At 45.7% G+C, this 14113-nt stretch carries 13 protein-coding genes; 7 read left to right on the top strand and 6 right to left on the bottom strand.

The genetic code is table 11. The features are described from left to right. Positions 1 to 34 precede the first annotated feature (34 nt). The 3 genes from GJU82_RS15990 to fmt all read left to right on the top strand — a co-directional run bounded on the left by GJU82_RS15990 (position 35) and on the right by fmt (position 2803). Positions 35 to 1273, top strand: a complete 1239-nt coding sequence (locus tag GJU82_RS15990; protein WP_153633069.1) for a bifunctional 3,4-dihydroxy-2-butanone-4-phosphate synthase/GTP cyclohydrolase II — start codon at positions 35 to 37, stop codon at positions 1271 to 1273. A gap of 309 nt (positions 1274 to 1582) precedes the next feature. Then, entirely contained in the window at positions 1583 to 1771 is a 189-nt protein-coding gene (locus GJU82_RS15985) for a DUF5522 domain-containing protein (protein WP_228488738.1), read from the top strand. A 57-nt stretch (positions 1772 to 1828) separates the two neighbouring features. After that, entirely contained in the window at positions 1829 to 2803 is a 975-nt protein-coding gene (fmt, locus tag GJU82_RS15980; protein ID WP_153633068.1) for a methionyl-tRNA formyltransferase, read from the top strand. A 9-nt stretch (positions 2804 to 2812) separates the two neighbouring features. On the opposite strand, the gene GJU82_RS15975 is transcribed toward fmt, so the two are convergent. After that, on the bottom strand, positions 2813 to 3811 hold the full coding sequence (locus GJU82_RS15975; RefSeq protein ID WP_228488737.1) for a glucosaminidase domain-containing protein: 999 nt from the start codon (positions 3809 to 3811) through the stop codon (positions 2813 to 2815). Between the two features lie 178 nt (positions 3812 to 3989). Between GJU82_RS15975 and cdd the strand changes: the two genes are divergently transcribed. Beyond that, complete coding sequence (gene cdd / locus GJU82_RS15970) at positions 3990 to 4472, top strand: cytidine deaminase (RefSeq protein WP_153633066.1); 483 nt, start codon at positions 3990 to 3992, stop codon at positions 4470 to 4472. 3 nt (positions 4473 to 4475) lie between these two features. On the opposite strand, the gene GJU82_RS15965 is transcribed toward cdd, so the two are convergent. The 5 genes from GJU82_RS15965 to GJU82_RS15945 form a co-directional block, all read right to left on the bottom strand. Beyond that, positions 4476 to 5150 (bottom strand): RluA family pseudouridine synthase, encoded by a 675-nt coding sequence (locus GJU82_RS15965; protein WP_153633065.1) that lies wholly within the window; start codon positions 5148 to 5150, stop codon positions 4476 to 4478. 66 nt (positions 5151 to 5216) lie between these two features. Continuing rightward, entirely contained in the window at positions 5217 to 6032 is an 816-nt protein-coding gene (gene panB / locus GJU82_RS15960; RefSeq protein ID WP_153633064.1) for a 3-methyl-2-oxobutanoate hydroxymethyltransferase, read from the bottom strand. A gap of 314 nt (positions 6033 to 6346) precedes the next feature. Continuing rightward, a complete protein-coding gene (locus GJU82_RS15955) occupies positions 6347 to 7165 on the bottom strand; it encodes a transposase (RefSeq protein WP_228488599.1) in 819 nt (272 codons plus the stop codon). Between the two features lie 136 nt (positions 7166 to 7301). Further along, positions 7302 to 7673, bottom strand: a complete 372-nt coding sequence (locus GJU82_RS15950; RefSeq protein WP_153631442.1) for a transposase — start codon at positions 7671 to 7673, stop codon at positions 7302 to 7304. A gap of 242 nt (positions 7674 to 7915) precedes the next feature. Continuing rightward, on the bottom strand, positions 7916 to 9040 hold the full coding sequence (locus tag GJU82_RS15945) for an acyltransferase family protein (protein WP_153633063.1): 1125 nt from the start codon (positions 9038 to 9040) through the stop codon (positions 7916 to 7918). Positions 9041 to 9374: 334 nt separating this feature from the next. On the opposite strand from GJU82_RS15945, the gene dnaK reads away from it, so the two are divergent. The 3 genes from dnaK to GJU82_RS15930 all read left to right on the top strand — a co-directional run bounded on the left by dnaK (position 9375) and on the right by GJU82_RS15930 (position 14112). Then, positions 9375 to 11300 carry a molecular chaperone DnaK gene (dnaK, locus tag GJU82_RS15940; protein WP_153633062.1) on the top strand — a complete coding sequence of 642 codons (1926 nt, stop codon included), beginning with the start codon at positions 9375 to 9377 and terminating at the stop codon, positions 11298 to 11300. 137 nt (positions 11301 to 11437) lie between these two features. Further along, a complete protein-coding gene (locus tag GJU82_RS15935; RefSeq protein WP_153633061.1) occupies positions 11438 to 13048 on the top strand; it encodes an O-antigen ligase in 1611 nt (536 codons plus the stop codon). Then, on the top strand, positions 13045 to 14112 hold the full coding sequence (locus GJU82_RS15930) for a glycosyltransferase family 9 protein (RefSeq protein WP_153633060.1): 1068 nt from the start codon (positions 13045 to 13047) through the stop codon (positions 14110 to 14112). Before GJU82_RS15935 ends, GJU82_RS15930 begins: the two co-directional genes overlap by 4 nt. The last annotated feature ends 1 nt before the right edge of the window (position 14113 follow it).

Genomic DNA, 14113 nt, shown 5'->3' with positions numbered 1-14113 from the left:
CGAAAGTATTTCTGGCTTTCGAAAAAATAAAAAAATGACAGACATTAAACTCAATTCCATCGACGAAGCAATACACGATATCCGTAACGGAAAATTTGTGATTGTGGTAGATGATGAAGATCGTGAAAATGAAGGTGACTTTATTGCTGCCGCAGAAAAAATAACGCCTGAAATGGTCAACTTCATGGCCACTGAGGGACGAGGACTCATTTGTGCTCCCATTACAGAAGAGCGATGCAATGAATTGGAACTGGGAATGATGGTTGGGAAAAATACTTCTCTGCACGAAACACCCTTTACGGTATCGGTTGATGCTGTTGTTCCAGGTGTAACGACCGGAATTTCAGCTCATGACCGGGCAGCAACCATTCGTTTGCTGGCCGATCCAAATACCCGCCCCGAAGATTTAGGGCGTCCCGGGCACATCTTTCCGCTGAAAGCGAAAAACCGTGGTGTATTACGCCGTTCCGGACATACTGAAGCAGCTGTTGATCTGGCCCGAATGGCAGGCTTGCAGTCAGCTGGGGTGTTGGTCGAAATCATGAACGAAGATGGCACCATGGCGCGTCTTCCTCAGTTAATGAAAATCGCGGCAAAATTCGATCTGAAGATCATCAGTATCGCCGACCTGATTGCCTACCGGCTTCAAACCGAGAGTCTCATCGAACGAGGTGAAGAAGTGCATCTGCCCACCGCATTTGGCGATTTCAGGCTTATTCCCTTCCGGCAGAAATCAAATGGAGTGGAACATATGGCCTTGCTAAAAGGAAAATGGAAACCCGGTGAACCCGTTATGGTGCGGGTACATTCTTCTTGTGCCACAGGTGATATTTTCGGTTCGCTTCGTTGCGAGTGCGGCGACCAGTTGCACAAGTCAATGGAGCTCATCGAAAAGGAAGGCCAGGGAGCCATTGTATATATCCAACAAGAAGGCCGCGGCATTGGCCTGATGAATAAAATCAAAGCCTACAAACTGCAGGAAGAAGGCCTCGATACCGTTGATGCCAATGTTCATTTAGGCTTCGATCCGGATGAACGTGATTACGGTGTCGGCGCACAAATCATCCGCAGCTTAGGCATTGAAAAAATGCGGCTAATAACAAACAATCCCGTAAAACGTGTCGGATTAGAAGGCTATGGATTGAAAGTTGTGGATACCGTTCCGATTGAAGTAAAACCGAATCAGTTTAACGAGTTTTATATGAAAACCAAACGGGATCGCATGGGGCATTCTCTGAAGCGTTTCAATTACGGTGATCATACCAAAGAATAACAATATGTAAAAGGAGGTTAAGCCTCCTTTTTTATCTCATCCGGGTCCTTTCTGCCGCTCGTTTCTGTTTTTATAAACATATTATTAAAAATCAACAAAACAGGGATGAATGGGATGCGCAACGTACCTTTTGACAATTGTTTGTTCTATATAATATTTGACAAGGGAAAATAATCGGGGTAACTTTATTAATGAGGATTTAGGTTGGTTTAGGTTTAGTTTAGACCTAATTTTTCTGTCTTTTTAAGGTTTCCCTGAAAATTTTCTCCCATCTTTCAGGGAAACTTTTTTGCATACTTTTGAAGCAACATGATGTGGGATGATATAGAATACAGCGATAATTTACAGGACGGTGAAGATTACTATCTAACCAAAGAAGGTTACCGGGTAATGACGGAAAAATACCTGAGAGAACGTGGTTACTGCTGCGGTAACGGATGCAGGCATTGTCCCTATTTTCCAAAAGCCCAAAAAGGAAATCGCAGTTTAAGGGAATAGACTCATTTTCTGTCCTGAAAAAGAGTCAAATAATAATAAACATACAAACAGAAGATTATGCAAGGTAAAGACATTCGTATTGTTTTTATGGGCACACCCGATTTTGCCGTTGAGAGTTTAAAGGCGCTTGTAGAAAACGGTTACAATGTTATTGGTGTTATTACCACTCAGGATAAGCCTTCGGGCCGGGGACGAAAAATGCATATGTCCGCGGTAAAACAGTACGCTATGTCTCAAAATTTACCGGTATTGCAACCCGGAAAACTAAAGGGCCCGGTTTTTATTGAAGAACTTAAATCATGGAAGGCCGATTTGCAGGTAGTCGTTGCTTTTCGGATGCTTCCCGAGATCGTATGGAGCATGCCTCCCATGGGAACCTTTAACCTACATGCATCGCTATTACCACAATATCGGGGAGCTGCTCCTTTAAACTGGGCGGTTATTAACGGCGAAACGGAGAGCGGAGTTTCCACCTTCCTGCTCAAACACGAAATTGATACCGGCAATATTCTTTTCCAGGAAAAAGTTCCCATTGGCCCCGACGAAACGGTGGGTGATTTACACGATAAACTAATGGGGGCCGGTGCCCGGTTAGTCCTAAAAACAGTTGATGCAATAGCAGAAGGTACAGCCAAAGGCATTGCCCAGGATGTCCTTATTGCACGCGGAACAGCAGTAAAACCTGCTCCCAAAATTTTTAAAGACGATTGCCATATCGACTGGTGTAAGCCCGGAGCACAAATTCACAATCTCATCCGGGGGCTCAGCCCGTACCCGGCTTCATGGACCGTTTTCCGGGAAAATGGCCGAAAGAAGGAAATCCAGATTAAAATTTATCGGGCACGTTTTGAGAAAGATGACAATGCCGGAGCTCCGGGTACGGTCATCGTACCCAATCGAACGGAATTAAAAATTGCCTGCCAGGATGGTTTTATCTGCATTACTGAATTACAAATGGCCGGGAAAAAACGCATGAAGGTGGAAGACTTTCTCCGCGGCTTCCAAAATGCAGAACATTTCCACGCTATCTAAAAGCAACCATTAACGCCTGCGGGGCTTTTTCTTCCTCAACCAGATTTGTTGTCCTGGCTTCGGTTCATCGCCTTGTTTCATCCGGTTTTTGCGGTACAACGATTTCAGACGGATGCCATATTGCTGCGAAATCTGCCACATGGTTTCACCAGCCAGTGCGATATGATAATTATTTCCTCTGGCTGCACGACCGGATTTCATTTCAAGATAGACAATCGATGACCCGGCAGGTTCGTGCCCTTTCCCGGTATCGTTGTAATGGAAGATTTCCCATTCTTTCAAACCATATTCCGCGGCCAGCTCTTCATACGTGTCACCTTTACGGGCTCGAATCGATTTAGCGCCGTTACGCTCAACAGCCGACTGACTATCTGACAAATCAATGGAGAAATGATCGATGCGGTTATTCCCCTTACCAGGTGTCCGATCGCTGTAACCAGGTTGCTCATTTCCGGATGTTGCGACAGCCTCATTTTTCCCATCATAGTTTTTATCCAAATCATAAAGCCGGTACTGTTCGATGATTCGGATCAACCGCTCGGGATAACGCGGATCTGTAGCGTATCCTGCCTTCCTCAATCCTCTCGCCCATCCTTTATAATCGGTAATATTCAGTTTGAACAATGACGCATAACGCACATTGTTCCGGAGGAAAAGCGAATGATCGCGATAAGATTCCCACGCCGATTTGTATTTTCTAAAGCACTCCCTCCGCGAATCATCATCGTGCCTCACTCTTTTCCCGATCCAACCGTTATTGCATTTTATGCCAAAGTGATTGTTTGCATCACGCGCTAACGAAGAATTTCCATCCCCCGATTCAAGGCACCCCTGCGCCATCGTTATACTGGCCGGAATATGAAACCGATTCATTTCTGCAATTGCCACCTTCGCATAACGATTAATATATTGTTGCCGCGTCATTCGGTGCGCTTCGTCGCCCCGGGCTGCAATGCCGGCCAATAACATGATAAAAGCAATGAAGAGGGAGCGTATCTGGGGTCTCATATTTTCGATTTTATCCCAAAAATAAAAAAAAAGAGGTTCCACCGCAGGAGAATGATAGCATTCGCGCAGAAATTGTAAATTTGAACCAAACATGGTATACCAATTACGGAGCTCCTGCTTTTAACTGCAAATACAGGTGGGGCCTTCCGGTTCACGTTACCAGCATAATTATTTTTTCGTGAAAGAGATCGTTTTCAGAATTGCACTGACCGAATATTCCGGTATTGAAGAATTGCCGGCTACCGAACAGGAGCTTTTACAAAAAGCTCGCGAAGCTTCCAAAAACGCTTATTCTCCGTATTCCGGTTTTAAAGTTGGTGCTGCTGTTTTGTTGGAAAATGGCCAAACCGTCACCGGAAACAACCAGGAGAATGCAGCCTATCCGTCCGGATTGTGTGCCGAACGAACCGCACTCTTTTATGCCAGTGCCCAGTTCCCGAATGTTCCCGTTAGCATGATAGCCATATCGGCACTGAAACAGGAACTTTTGGTTGACAACACCGTCAAACCATGCGGGAGTTGCCGCCAGGTAATGGCTGAGTTCGAGGACCGGTTTGAAAAACCGATCCGCATTATTCTCGACGGACACGACCGAATTGAAGTGCTTAACGGAATAGATAATCTGTTACCGCTGAGATTCCGGAAAGAAGCCCTGGATTAATCGCTACAATTTAGAAAAACAGGCCCAAACAGCGTCACGGGGAGGGGGCGCTGTTATTGATATTTTTTCCTGGCTTACCGGATGGGGCAATTCAATGCTCCGGGCATGCAAATGGATACCTGCGTCTTTATTCGAGCGCGGGAAACCGTATTTCAAATCACCTTTGATGTGCAGGCCCACCGCAGCCAGTTGCGCCCTGATTTGGTGGTGGCGCCCGGTGTGTAGCGCTATTTCCAGTAAATGGTACCGATCGGACGAGGCCAGATAGCGATAGCTTAGCGAGGCTGCTTTGCCGTTAACACGACGACTGCTATAGGCCACCGACTTGTTTTTTTCGGGATATCGCACTAACCAATGCTCCAATGTATCCTCGTCGTTGGCGGGCCGCTTGTCGACTACCGCCCAATATGTTTTCCGGATTTCTCCTTTATTGCTGAATAGTTTATTCAGCCGGGCCAGCGCTTTGGAGGTACGCGCAAACAGCACAATCCCACTGGTTGGACGATCGAGGCGATGTGTTACGCCCAGAAACACATCACCTGGTTTATTGTATTTCTTCTTCAGATAAGCCTTCACATCGTCACCCAGTGTCGGATCACCGGTTTTGTCGCCTTGTACAATATCTCCGCAGCGCTTGTTCACGGCAATAATGTGGTTGTCCTCGTATAAAACCTCCATATCTGAGTATTGTGAAAAGGCAAAAACGCAGATCAGCGAACGCTCACTGACCTGTGCTGAAATATATCAATATTGTTCTTTGTCGTTCGGGAAATCCCGCGATTTTACGTCCTGGATGTAATTCCCCACAGCGCCTTTTATCTCGGTGGCCAGGTTGTGGTAGCGACGCAAAAAGCGGGGAGAAAATTCCTGTGTAATGCCCAGCATGTCGTGGATAACCAAAACCTGCCCGTCAACACCGCCGCCGGCACCAATTCCGATAACCGGAATCTTAAGCTCTTTGGCAACACGTTCGCCCAGGGCAGCCGGAATTTTTTCGAGCACAATAGCAAAACAACCGGCTTCTTCCAACAAACGGGCATCTTCAATTAGTTTCTCAGCTTCGGCATCCTGCTTGGCGCGAACGGTGTAGGTACCATATTTATGAATCGATTGCGGCATCAACCCCAGATGTCCCATCACCGGGATACCTGCCGAAAGAATGCGCTCTACCGATTGAATCACCTCCTTGCCGCCTTCCATTTTCACCGCGTCGGCATGCGTTTCCTTCATGATACGGATAGAAGAAATCAACGCCCCTTTCGAGTCGCCCTGGTACGTACCGAAAGGCAAATCGACCACCACCAAAGCACGGTTCACCGCTTTCACCACTGATTTACCGTGATAAATCATCTGATCAAGCGTAATGGGCAGAGTGGTTTCGTTTCCGGCCATCACATTCGAGGCCGAGTCGCCTACCAAAATCACATCCAGACCAGCTTCATCCACCAGGCGGGCCATACTATAATCGTACGCAGTAAGCATCGAAATCTTCTCCCCCCGCAGCTTCATCTCCGACAGGACATGGGTTGTTACCCGTTTTACTTCTTTATGTACTGACATGATCACTCAAGATTGATTTGTAGCCTACAAAATTACCAAAAAGCTTTGGCTCCGTCACCTTATTGCCTCCATAAATCGGGAAATATCACCGCTAACCATTCCGGCGAATCCCGGGACATCGTAAGAAGTTATCCAAAAACCAGTTTTCGAATATCAGGCTTCCGGCCTATGGCAGCCAACCCATTGCCGGTTGACAACCGGAACCGCCGGTAGGGATTAAAAAAACGTTTCGGATGATAACTTAAATCTCCGGGGAATGACCTCGACCCTATGCTTGACAGGGATCAATTCATAATTGGGGTGGATTTTTTAGATTACGCATAAATCTTAGCCACTCTGAAAAGGAAAAATTCAATATCGACAACTCCTCTTTGAGTTGCACGGAAAGCTTTAAGTTTGGCATTAAATGATTCAGCAGAAGCATTAGTGCTTCGGTTGTCAAAGAAGTTTAATATTTCAGGATAATGCGCATAGAATGTAGCAGATATGGTATTGAAAGATTTAAAACCGGATTCAGTAACATCGTTGAACCACCTGGCCATTTTAGTATAAGCTACTTTCTTGTCCGTGTTTTTCAAAAATATCATTCTTAATGAATGTGTCAGGGAATATGCTTCTTTAATGTCGGGATAAAGCTCAAACAATACAGCAGCTCTTTTCTTTTGCTTGTCAGTCCATTTATCCCCTGATTTAAACAATAAATACCGGCTACGGGCCAGAAGTTGTTTTTTAGTGTCTCCATTGCTTAAAACTTCAGGGATATATTTTACGCCATCAGCTTTTGCATTTTCAATTGCATTGGTTTCTTCATTAATGGCATCCCAACGGTGTTTGATACGTATCTCCTGCAATGCATCATAGGCCAGTTTCTGGACATGAAAGCGGTCAATAACCCGGCTGGCTTTTGGAAAACAACTTTTTACTATTTTTCGCATGGAACTGGCCATATCCAGTGTTACCTCTTCAACTGCATTTCTTTCTTCTTCTGATATCTTATCTAAAACTTCAATAACTTTCCCTGCCTCTGTCCCTTCTATCATGGCCACTAAAGAGCCCTTTTTCCCTTTCCCTGCCTTATTGGTCACCACGGTGTAAAGTTCTCCATTGGTAAGTGCTGTTTCATCGATACTCAATCGTGTCCCTATATTCCCTGGAAAAAGGATCCAATCCTTTGAATGGGACTTCTGTTCCCATTCATGAAAATCGCTCAAATGATCCTTGTATTGTTGCCCAAAATAATCTCCGTTGATATAATAATGTTTCTCTAAGCTATTCGAACTTATCGGGTATTTGTCCAAGTAACCCTTTTAAAAAAGCAGCAAACTCTTTGGTGTAGCTGGTGCCTTTGGCTATTAAATCCCATCGGGAACTATAGATCTTTCCTGTGTGCTTGTCCTTCCATTTTCGTCGCCTGACGACAAAATAGACTGTCTTGTCCCTTAACGGAAAATCTTGGATACGGACAGGCTCGTCGAATCCATTTGAAACCAGCTCTTTATCAGCGTGCTCCAAGGGCTTAATTGACTTTTCATTTAAATGTAGCTCTAATTGTCCACCTTCTACTTCCTTGAAATCAATCAAATCAAAGTATTCAAATATTTCCTGGGGCAATAAGTAACGTAGTAAGCTTTCTATTTCCATGACATAAAAGTAGAATTTTTTGTTGCCCACCCTAATATTGAAGTGAGCCTGACAGGGATCAAACTTTATGTAAAGGCACGGCAAACCCGCAACGACAACGACCAGACGCCTCCGCCGGACGCCTCATCGGACGAATAATATTTTTTTACATGGGGGAATAATTTTTATTGGTCGAAAGAAAAAGGGGACGCTTTTTTATCAGAAGCCCCCTTTTTTCGCATTCGTATTACCAACCAACGAATTTAAACCCTCAGGAATATTTTCCGCTTGTACAGGAAATACAAAAACGCCCACTCGAAGGCAATGCCGCCAATGGTGAGGATGACCATGCCAAAATCGCCGGCCGGATTGGCCAACCAACCCAGGACGAATTTCGAAACATCGAGTATGCCGTTGCCAAAAATCCGGACAAACAGGTAAATGGTAATGGAGTTCAGGCCAATAACCTGAAAAAATAAAATCCATCCCCGCCATTTCTTCACATCAACGATGTAATAAAACAACGACAGCAAAAGAAAACTAACGCCGGCCGTCAGAAAATCGAACGGAACCGTCCACATGGCTTTGATTATCGGATAAAAGGTAGAAAGCAACAGTGCCACAACGACTAAAGCAGCGCCGGTGATAACCAGGAGACCGGCTTTACGGCTGTTGGCCGCTTTTCCATCACGCAGAATCGTTCCGGCCAGTGAGCCCATCAAGGTAACAGCAGAGGCAGAGACAATACACAATAATCCTTCGGGATCAAATGTTCCACCGTACAATTTTCCCGGTAGGAAATGCTGATCAATCCATGAGTTGATGCTACCAACTTTGGTCATCTCACCAGCACCAAATCCCGGAACCGGAACCACCAATTGCAGCAAAGCAATCACCAGTAAAATGCCACCCAGCCAAAACAGGCGGGTTTGCACGCGGTTCGTATTCATCACGATTAAAGCCGCAAAAAAGTAAGCCAGACCAATTTGTCCCAATACACTGGCATAGCGCAAATTACTGAAACCATTCTCAAAGGCGCCATTGTACAGCAAACCGAAAATAACCAGCGTGAGCATTCGCTTGGTCACCTTGTTAACTAATTCTCTTTTCGGGGTACCTTTTTCCAGTTTCCCGGTAATGGCATAGGGTATAGCCACACCAGAAATGAACATGAACAAAGGAAAGATGAGATCGTAAAAATGGAAGCCGGCCCAGGGAACATGTTCCATCTGCCCGGCAATGGCGTTCAGCCAGCCCCAGTCGGTGGCTTTCGCCAGAGAAATAACCAGCAGCCCACCGCCGGTAATCCATAACATATCAAATCCGCGTAAAGTATCCAACGACACCAAACGCTCGTTAATCCGGTTCGGATTGTGTTCAGCATTCATAAGACTTAAATTTAGTTTGCAGGCAGAAATTTAACCATAATCTTTTGACAAACAAATTAACCTACTGCATTTCAATGTTTACGAATTGCATTGCTGTACCACCACAATAAAAGTCTTTTATTGACACTGCCTTCATTGTAATGTCCGTCCGAAGCAGAAAAGCGTTAACCCTGTCGTTTTGTCACGAAAGATGACATTCGTCCCAGGGAAAACCAGTTACCGGTGTCAATATTTCACAAAAAACCGGTGAAAATGGATTGGCACAACGATTGAGTACAACACGACGAAATTGAAACGAAACAAACAGACGTATAAATTAAAATATTTATCAGTAATGGGAAAAATTATTGGAATTGACTTAGGAACAACAAACTCCTGCGTCTCGGTAATGGAAGGAAATGAGCCGGTCGTTATACCGAACAGCGAAGGGAAAAGGACCACGCCATCCATTGTAGCTTTTGTTGAAAATGGTGAACGTAAAATTGGTGACCCGGCCAAACGTCAGGCCATCACCAATCCTCATAAAACCGTATTCTCCATCAAACGCTTCATGGGAGAAACGTTTGATCAGGTTCAAAAAGAAGTGAAGCGTGTTTCTTATGAAGTTATTAAAGGAGATAACAATACCCCGCGCGTAAAAATCGACGACCGAATGTATTCTCCTCAGGAAATTTCAGCCATGGTTCTTCAGAAAATGAAGAAAACCGCTGAAGATTACCTGGGACAGGAAGTTACTGAAGCCGTTATTACGGTTCCGGCTTACTTCAACGACTCGCAGCGTCAGGCAACTAAAGAGGCTGGTGAAATCGCCGGATTGAAAGTTCGTCGTATCATCAATGAACCTACTGCTGCTTCGTTGGCATATGGCCTTGATAAGCGTGACCGCGATATGAAAATCGCCGTATTCGACCTCGGTGGTGGTACCTTCGATATTTCGATACTGGAACTGGGCGACGGCGTATTTGAAGTAAAATCAACCGATGGTGATACTCACCTGGGTGGTGATGACTTCGACCAGGTTGTTATCGACTGGCTGGCTGACAGCTTTAAAGAAGAAGAAGGTGTTGATTTACGTCAGGACCCGATGGCTCTTCAGCGTTTGAAAGAAGCTGCAGAGAAAGCAAAAATCGAGTTGTCGAGCTCAACTTCAACTGAAATCAACCTGCCGTATATTATGCCGGTGAATGGTATTCCGAAACACCTGGTGAAAACCCTGTCACGCGCACAGTTTGAAAGTCTGGCTGATTCGCTGATTACAGCAACAGTAGAGCCTTGCCGTCGTGCGATGAAAAATGCAGGCGTTTCGGCTGCTGACATTGATGAGGTAATTCTCGTAGGTGGTTCAACCCGTATCCCTGCCGTACAGGAAAAAGTGAAAGAGCTGTTTGGCAGGAATCCTTCGAAAGGGGTTAACCCCGACGAGGTTGTTGCCATTGGTGCAGCTATCCAGGGTGGTGTACTGACCGGTGAAGTAAAAGACGTGCTGTTGCTCGACGTAACTCCGCTGTCACTCGGTATCGAAACCATGGGTGGTGTGATGACCAAACTGATTGAGGCCAATACTACCATCCCGACGAAGAAAACGGAAACCTTTACCACGGCAGCCGACAATCAGCCGTCAGTTGAAATCCATGTACTGCAGGGTGAACGTCCAATGGCTACCGGAAACAAATCCATCGGGCGTTTCCACCTCGACGGACTGCCACCGGCACCGCGCGGCGTACCACAGATTGAAGTAACCTTCGATATCGACGCCAACGGTATTTTGCACGTAATGGCAAAAGATAAAGCGACCGGCAAAGAGCAATCGATTCGTATCGAAGCCTCGTCTGGTCTGAGCGATGACGAAATCAAACGGATGAAGCAGGAGGCTGAAGCCAATGCTGAAGCTGACAAACAAGCCCGTGAAAAAATCGACAAGCTGAACCAGGCGGATGGTCTGATTTTCCAGACGGAAAAACAGATGAAAGAGTTCGGCGACAAATTGCCGGCTGACAAAAAGGCTCCGATTGAAGAAGCATTGAAGAAACTGAAAGAAGCACACAAAAACCAGGATTTGGCAGCTATCGATACCGCGACTGCCGAATTGAACCAGGTTTTCCAGGCTGCTTCACAGGAGATGTACAATGCAACCAATGCTGAAGCCAATGCCCAGGCTAACCCACAGGACGGACAAGCCGGTGCCCAACAGGCCGGAGGCCAGCAAAAAGGCGGTGACGACGACGAAGTAACGGATGTAGATTTCGAGGAAGTCAAATAAGCACTCAATATATATTCCACATTTAAGCCCGTTCCCAGGTTTGGGGGCGGGTTTTTTGTATGCCAGATGTCTATATTTTTGCTATGTTTGCTTTCATCAGATAGTTTAAAAGATACTCTTCGGCTTAACAGCGAACCATGCAGCAAATCCGGGACATCAAACCAACAAAGCTTCTCATAATGGAAGGAATGCTGATGTCATTGGCACTTGTCCTGCCTTTCTCCGAAGCACTGGTCAGTATTATCACCGTTCTGATTTTTGTTTTTTCATGGCTGATTATTTCTCCTAACGAAAAATTTAACCTGTTTCGTAAAAATCCACTCCCTGTTTTCCCGTCCGGCATTTTCCTTCTATACCTAATCTGGGCGATAGGTACTCATCATCCGGCCAATGCCATCGACGAAATCAGGCGCAATGTTTTTTGGTTCCTGATCCCGGCAGCCGTTGCCTACCTTCCAATAAGCCGAGAACAACTAAACCGCATTCTTTACGCGCTCGTTCTAGGTGTCGTTATAAGTTCGCTGGTCGCTTTTGTACGATGGAATTTTCGCGAAAGCATCGGAATAACAGACATAAGAGACGCTACACTCAATCCGCACATTGCCCATTCGTTGCTGGTTAACTTTGCCCTGTTTTTCCTGTTTCAGCAAATTTTCCGTTACCGGGCAAACAATTGGTATGCACGTCAAATTTTACGACTTGCCGGAGTCCTGTTTTTATTGTTTTTCAACTTCTGGCTACACTCGTTACTCGGATTACTGACGCTCTTTGCGGCGTTAATTTTGCTTCCGTTCTCCACCTACCGGGAAATTCCGGTAAGGTTGCGAAAATACGTTTGGAGTGGAGCTGTCGTACTTATCATTATTCCTATGGCGCCAATTGGTCGCGAACTATACCGACAGTTTCACACTTCCATGCCCGCCCCTAATCAGGTTGCCCAATTCACCCTAAACGGGAACCGATATCAAAACGATTTCAGTAAAACCTTACGGGAAAACGGCCATTTCATTTACCTCAATATTTGTCTTCCGGAACTGCAGAAGGAATGGAACCACCGAAGTTCGCTGAAATTTTCCGGCTTGGATGCCAATGGCTTTCCGGTAAAAAGCACCTTGATCCGATATTTGACCTCTAAAGGACTTACCAAAGATTCAGCAGGAGTCAGCCATCTTACGAATAAGGATATTCAATCCGTCAACGAAGGTTTTGCCAACTACCGTTACGTCCCCGGACGCATGGACCTTTCGGCCCGCATCTATCAAACCATTTGGGAACTGGATGCCTTCCGGTCGAACGGCAATCCCAACAACAAATCGTTGGTGCAACGCTGGGCTTATACGCGCGCCGCCTTATCCATTATTGCAGAGCATCCGTTTGTGGGGGTTGGTACCGGCAACGAAAAAGCAGCATTCAACGAAACGCTTATGCGGCAAACCCCGAAGCTTCGACCAGCCAATTTCAGCCATGCGCACAATCAGTACCTGAACTATTTGGTTACATTCGGAATCCCGGGATTCGCTATCCTGTTGTTTCTGCTGATTTACCCACCGTTCCGCGTTGGCAAACTATCGGTTATTACCATCTTCTTCCTGCTAACCATCGGCATTGCCAACCTGGGAGATGACAATTTACAAACCCATACCATACGCACCTTTTTTGTTCTTTTTTATTCACTGCTTGTTTTCGGCCCACCGCTTAACACGAAAGAATCGACCGGCAGTTTTGTCTTAAATAATGAGCATCAATGAAACTGAAAATCCTTGTTATTCAGCAAAAGCGAATCGGTGATGTTCTCCTGGGAACAGTCATCTGCAACCAACTGCGGAGAATGTATCCCGAAGCCCAAATCGATTACATGGTTTATGCTTTTACCCGCGAGATGGCGGAGAACAACCCCAACATCGACAACATCATCGTTTTTAATGACTCCGACCGGAAAGTCGGCAATTTGCTAAAGTTTGCCTGGAAAATCCGAAAAGCCAAATACGACATTGTCATCGATGCCTACACCAAGATGGACAGTTGGGTGACCACCCGCTTGTCGGGGGCGAAAAAGCGGATTTCGTATAAAAAGTTGGGGCGCGGACTTTACTACAATATCCTGGTCGACAAGAATAGCCGCCCTGCCTCGATAGCAGGCCCCGTAATTGAACAACGTCTGGCTTTGCTGGAGCCTCTGAAAAAAGATAACATCGAGTACGATCCCCATCCCCGCCTCTATTTAACCGATGAAGAAAAAGAGGAAGGCAAGCAACTTCTCCAGAAAGCAGGAGTTGATTTGACGAAGAAAGTGATTGTCGCAGGCATTTATGGCAGTGTGGAAAATAAAACCTATCCGGAAGATTACATGCTGAAGGTCATGAAGTATTTAATGTCCGAATACCCGGTACAAATCATCCTCAATTATTTCCCCAATCAAAAAGACGCTGCAAATGCATTTGCGGAAAAGCTGGGGTACGCCGATCGTGTTTTCACCGGTTTAACCGGAAAGAGTCTTCGTGAACTGGCCCGGATTGTCACGCATGCCGATGCCTATATCGGGAACGACTGCGGACACACCAATCTGGCCAAAGCGCTTGAAATTTCAACGTTCACCATCTTCTCTCCTTTCATCTCCCGCGAAAGCTGGGGCATTTTCGACGACGGAAAAAAGAATCTTTCGGTCCATCTGAATGACTTCAAGCCGGAACTTATACAAGGAAAATCCTATAAGTTACTGAAACAAGAATCGTCAGCCCTCTATCGCTATTTCCTTCCGGAATACGTCATCAGTAAACTGAAACCTTACCTGAATGGTCTTAATATTTCTTAAT

Origin of the sequence: Prolixibacter sp. SD074 (genome assembly GCF_009617895.1) — a bacterium.
Lineage (GTDB): Bacteria > Bacteroidota > Bacteroidia > Bacteroidales > Prolixibacteraceae > Prolixibacter.
Note: the sequence above shows the minus strand (reverse complement) of the source record. Positions and strands in the feature narration are given on the sequence as shown.

Excerpts from the sequence above, each read along its gene's own strand:
- GJU82_RS15990 (WP_153633069.1), top strand. The coding sequence starts at position 35 with ATGACAGACATTAAACTCAATTCCATCGACGAAGCAATACACGATATC.
- GJU82_RS15985 (WP_228488738.1), top strand. The coding sequence starts at position 1,583 with ATGATGTGGGATGATATAGAATACAGCGATAATTTACAGGACGGTGAA.
- fmt (WP_153633068.1), top strand. The coding sequence starts at position 1,829 with ATGCAAGGTAAAGACATTCGTATTGTTTTTATGGGCACACCCGATTTT.
- GJU82_RS15975 (WP_228488737.1), bottom strand. The coding sequence starts at position 3,811 with ATGAGACCCCAGATACGCTCCCTCTTCATTGCTTTTATCATGTTATTG.
- GJU82_RS15965 (WP_153633065.1), bottom strand. The coding sequence starts at position 5,150 with ATGGAGGTTTTATACGAGGACAACCACATTATTGCCGTGAACAAGCGC.
- panB (WP_153633064.1), bottom strand. The coding sequence starts at position 6,032 with ATGTCAGTACATAAAGAAGTAAAACGGGTAACAACCCATGTCCTGTCG.
- GJU82_RS15950 (WP_153631442.1), bottom strand. The coding sequence starts at position 7,673 with ATGGAAATAGAAAGCTTACTACGTTACTTATTGCCCCAGGAAATATTT.
- GJU82_RS15945 (WP_153633063.1), bottom strand. The coding sequence starts at position 9,040 with ATGAATGCTGAACACAATCCGAACCGGATTAACGAGCGTTTGGTGTCG.
- dnaK (WP_153633062.1), top strand. The coding sequence starts at position 9,375 with ATGGGAAAAATTATTGGAATTGACTTAGGAACAACAAACTCCTGCGTC.
- GJU82_RS15935 (WP_153633061.1), top strand. The coding sequence starts at position 11,438 with ATGCAGCAAATCCGGGACATCAAACCAACAAAGCTTCTCATAATGGAA.
- GJU82_RS15930 (WP_153633060.1), top strand. The coding sequence starts at position 13,045 with ATGAAACTGAAAATCCTTGTTATTCAGCAAAAGCGAATCGGTGATGTT.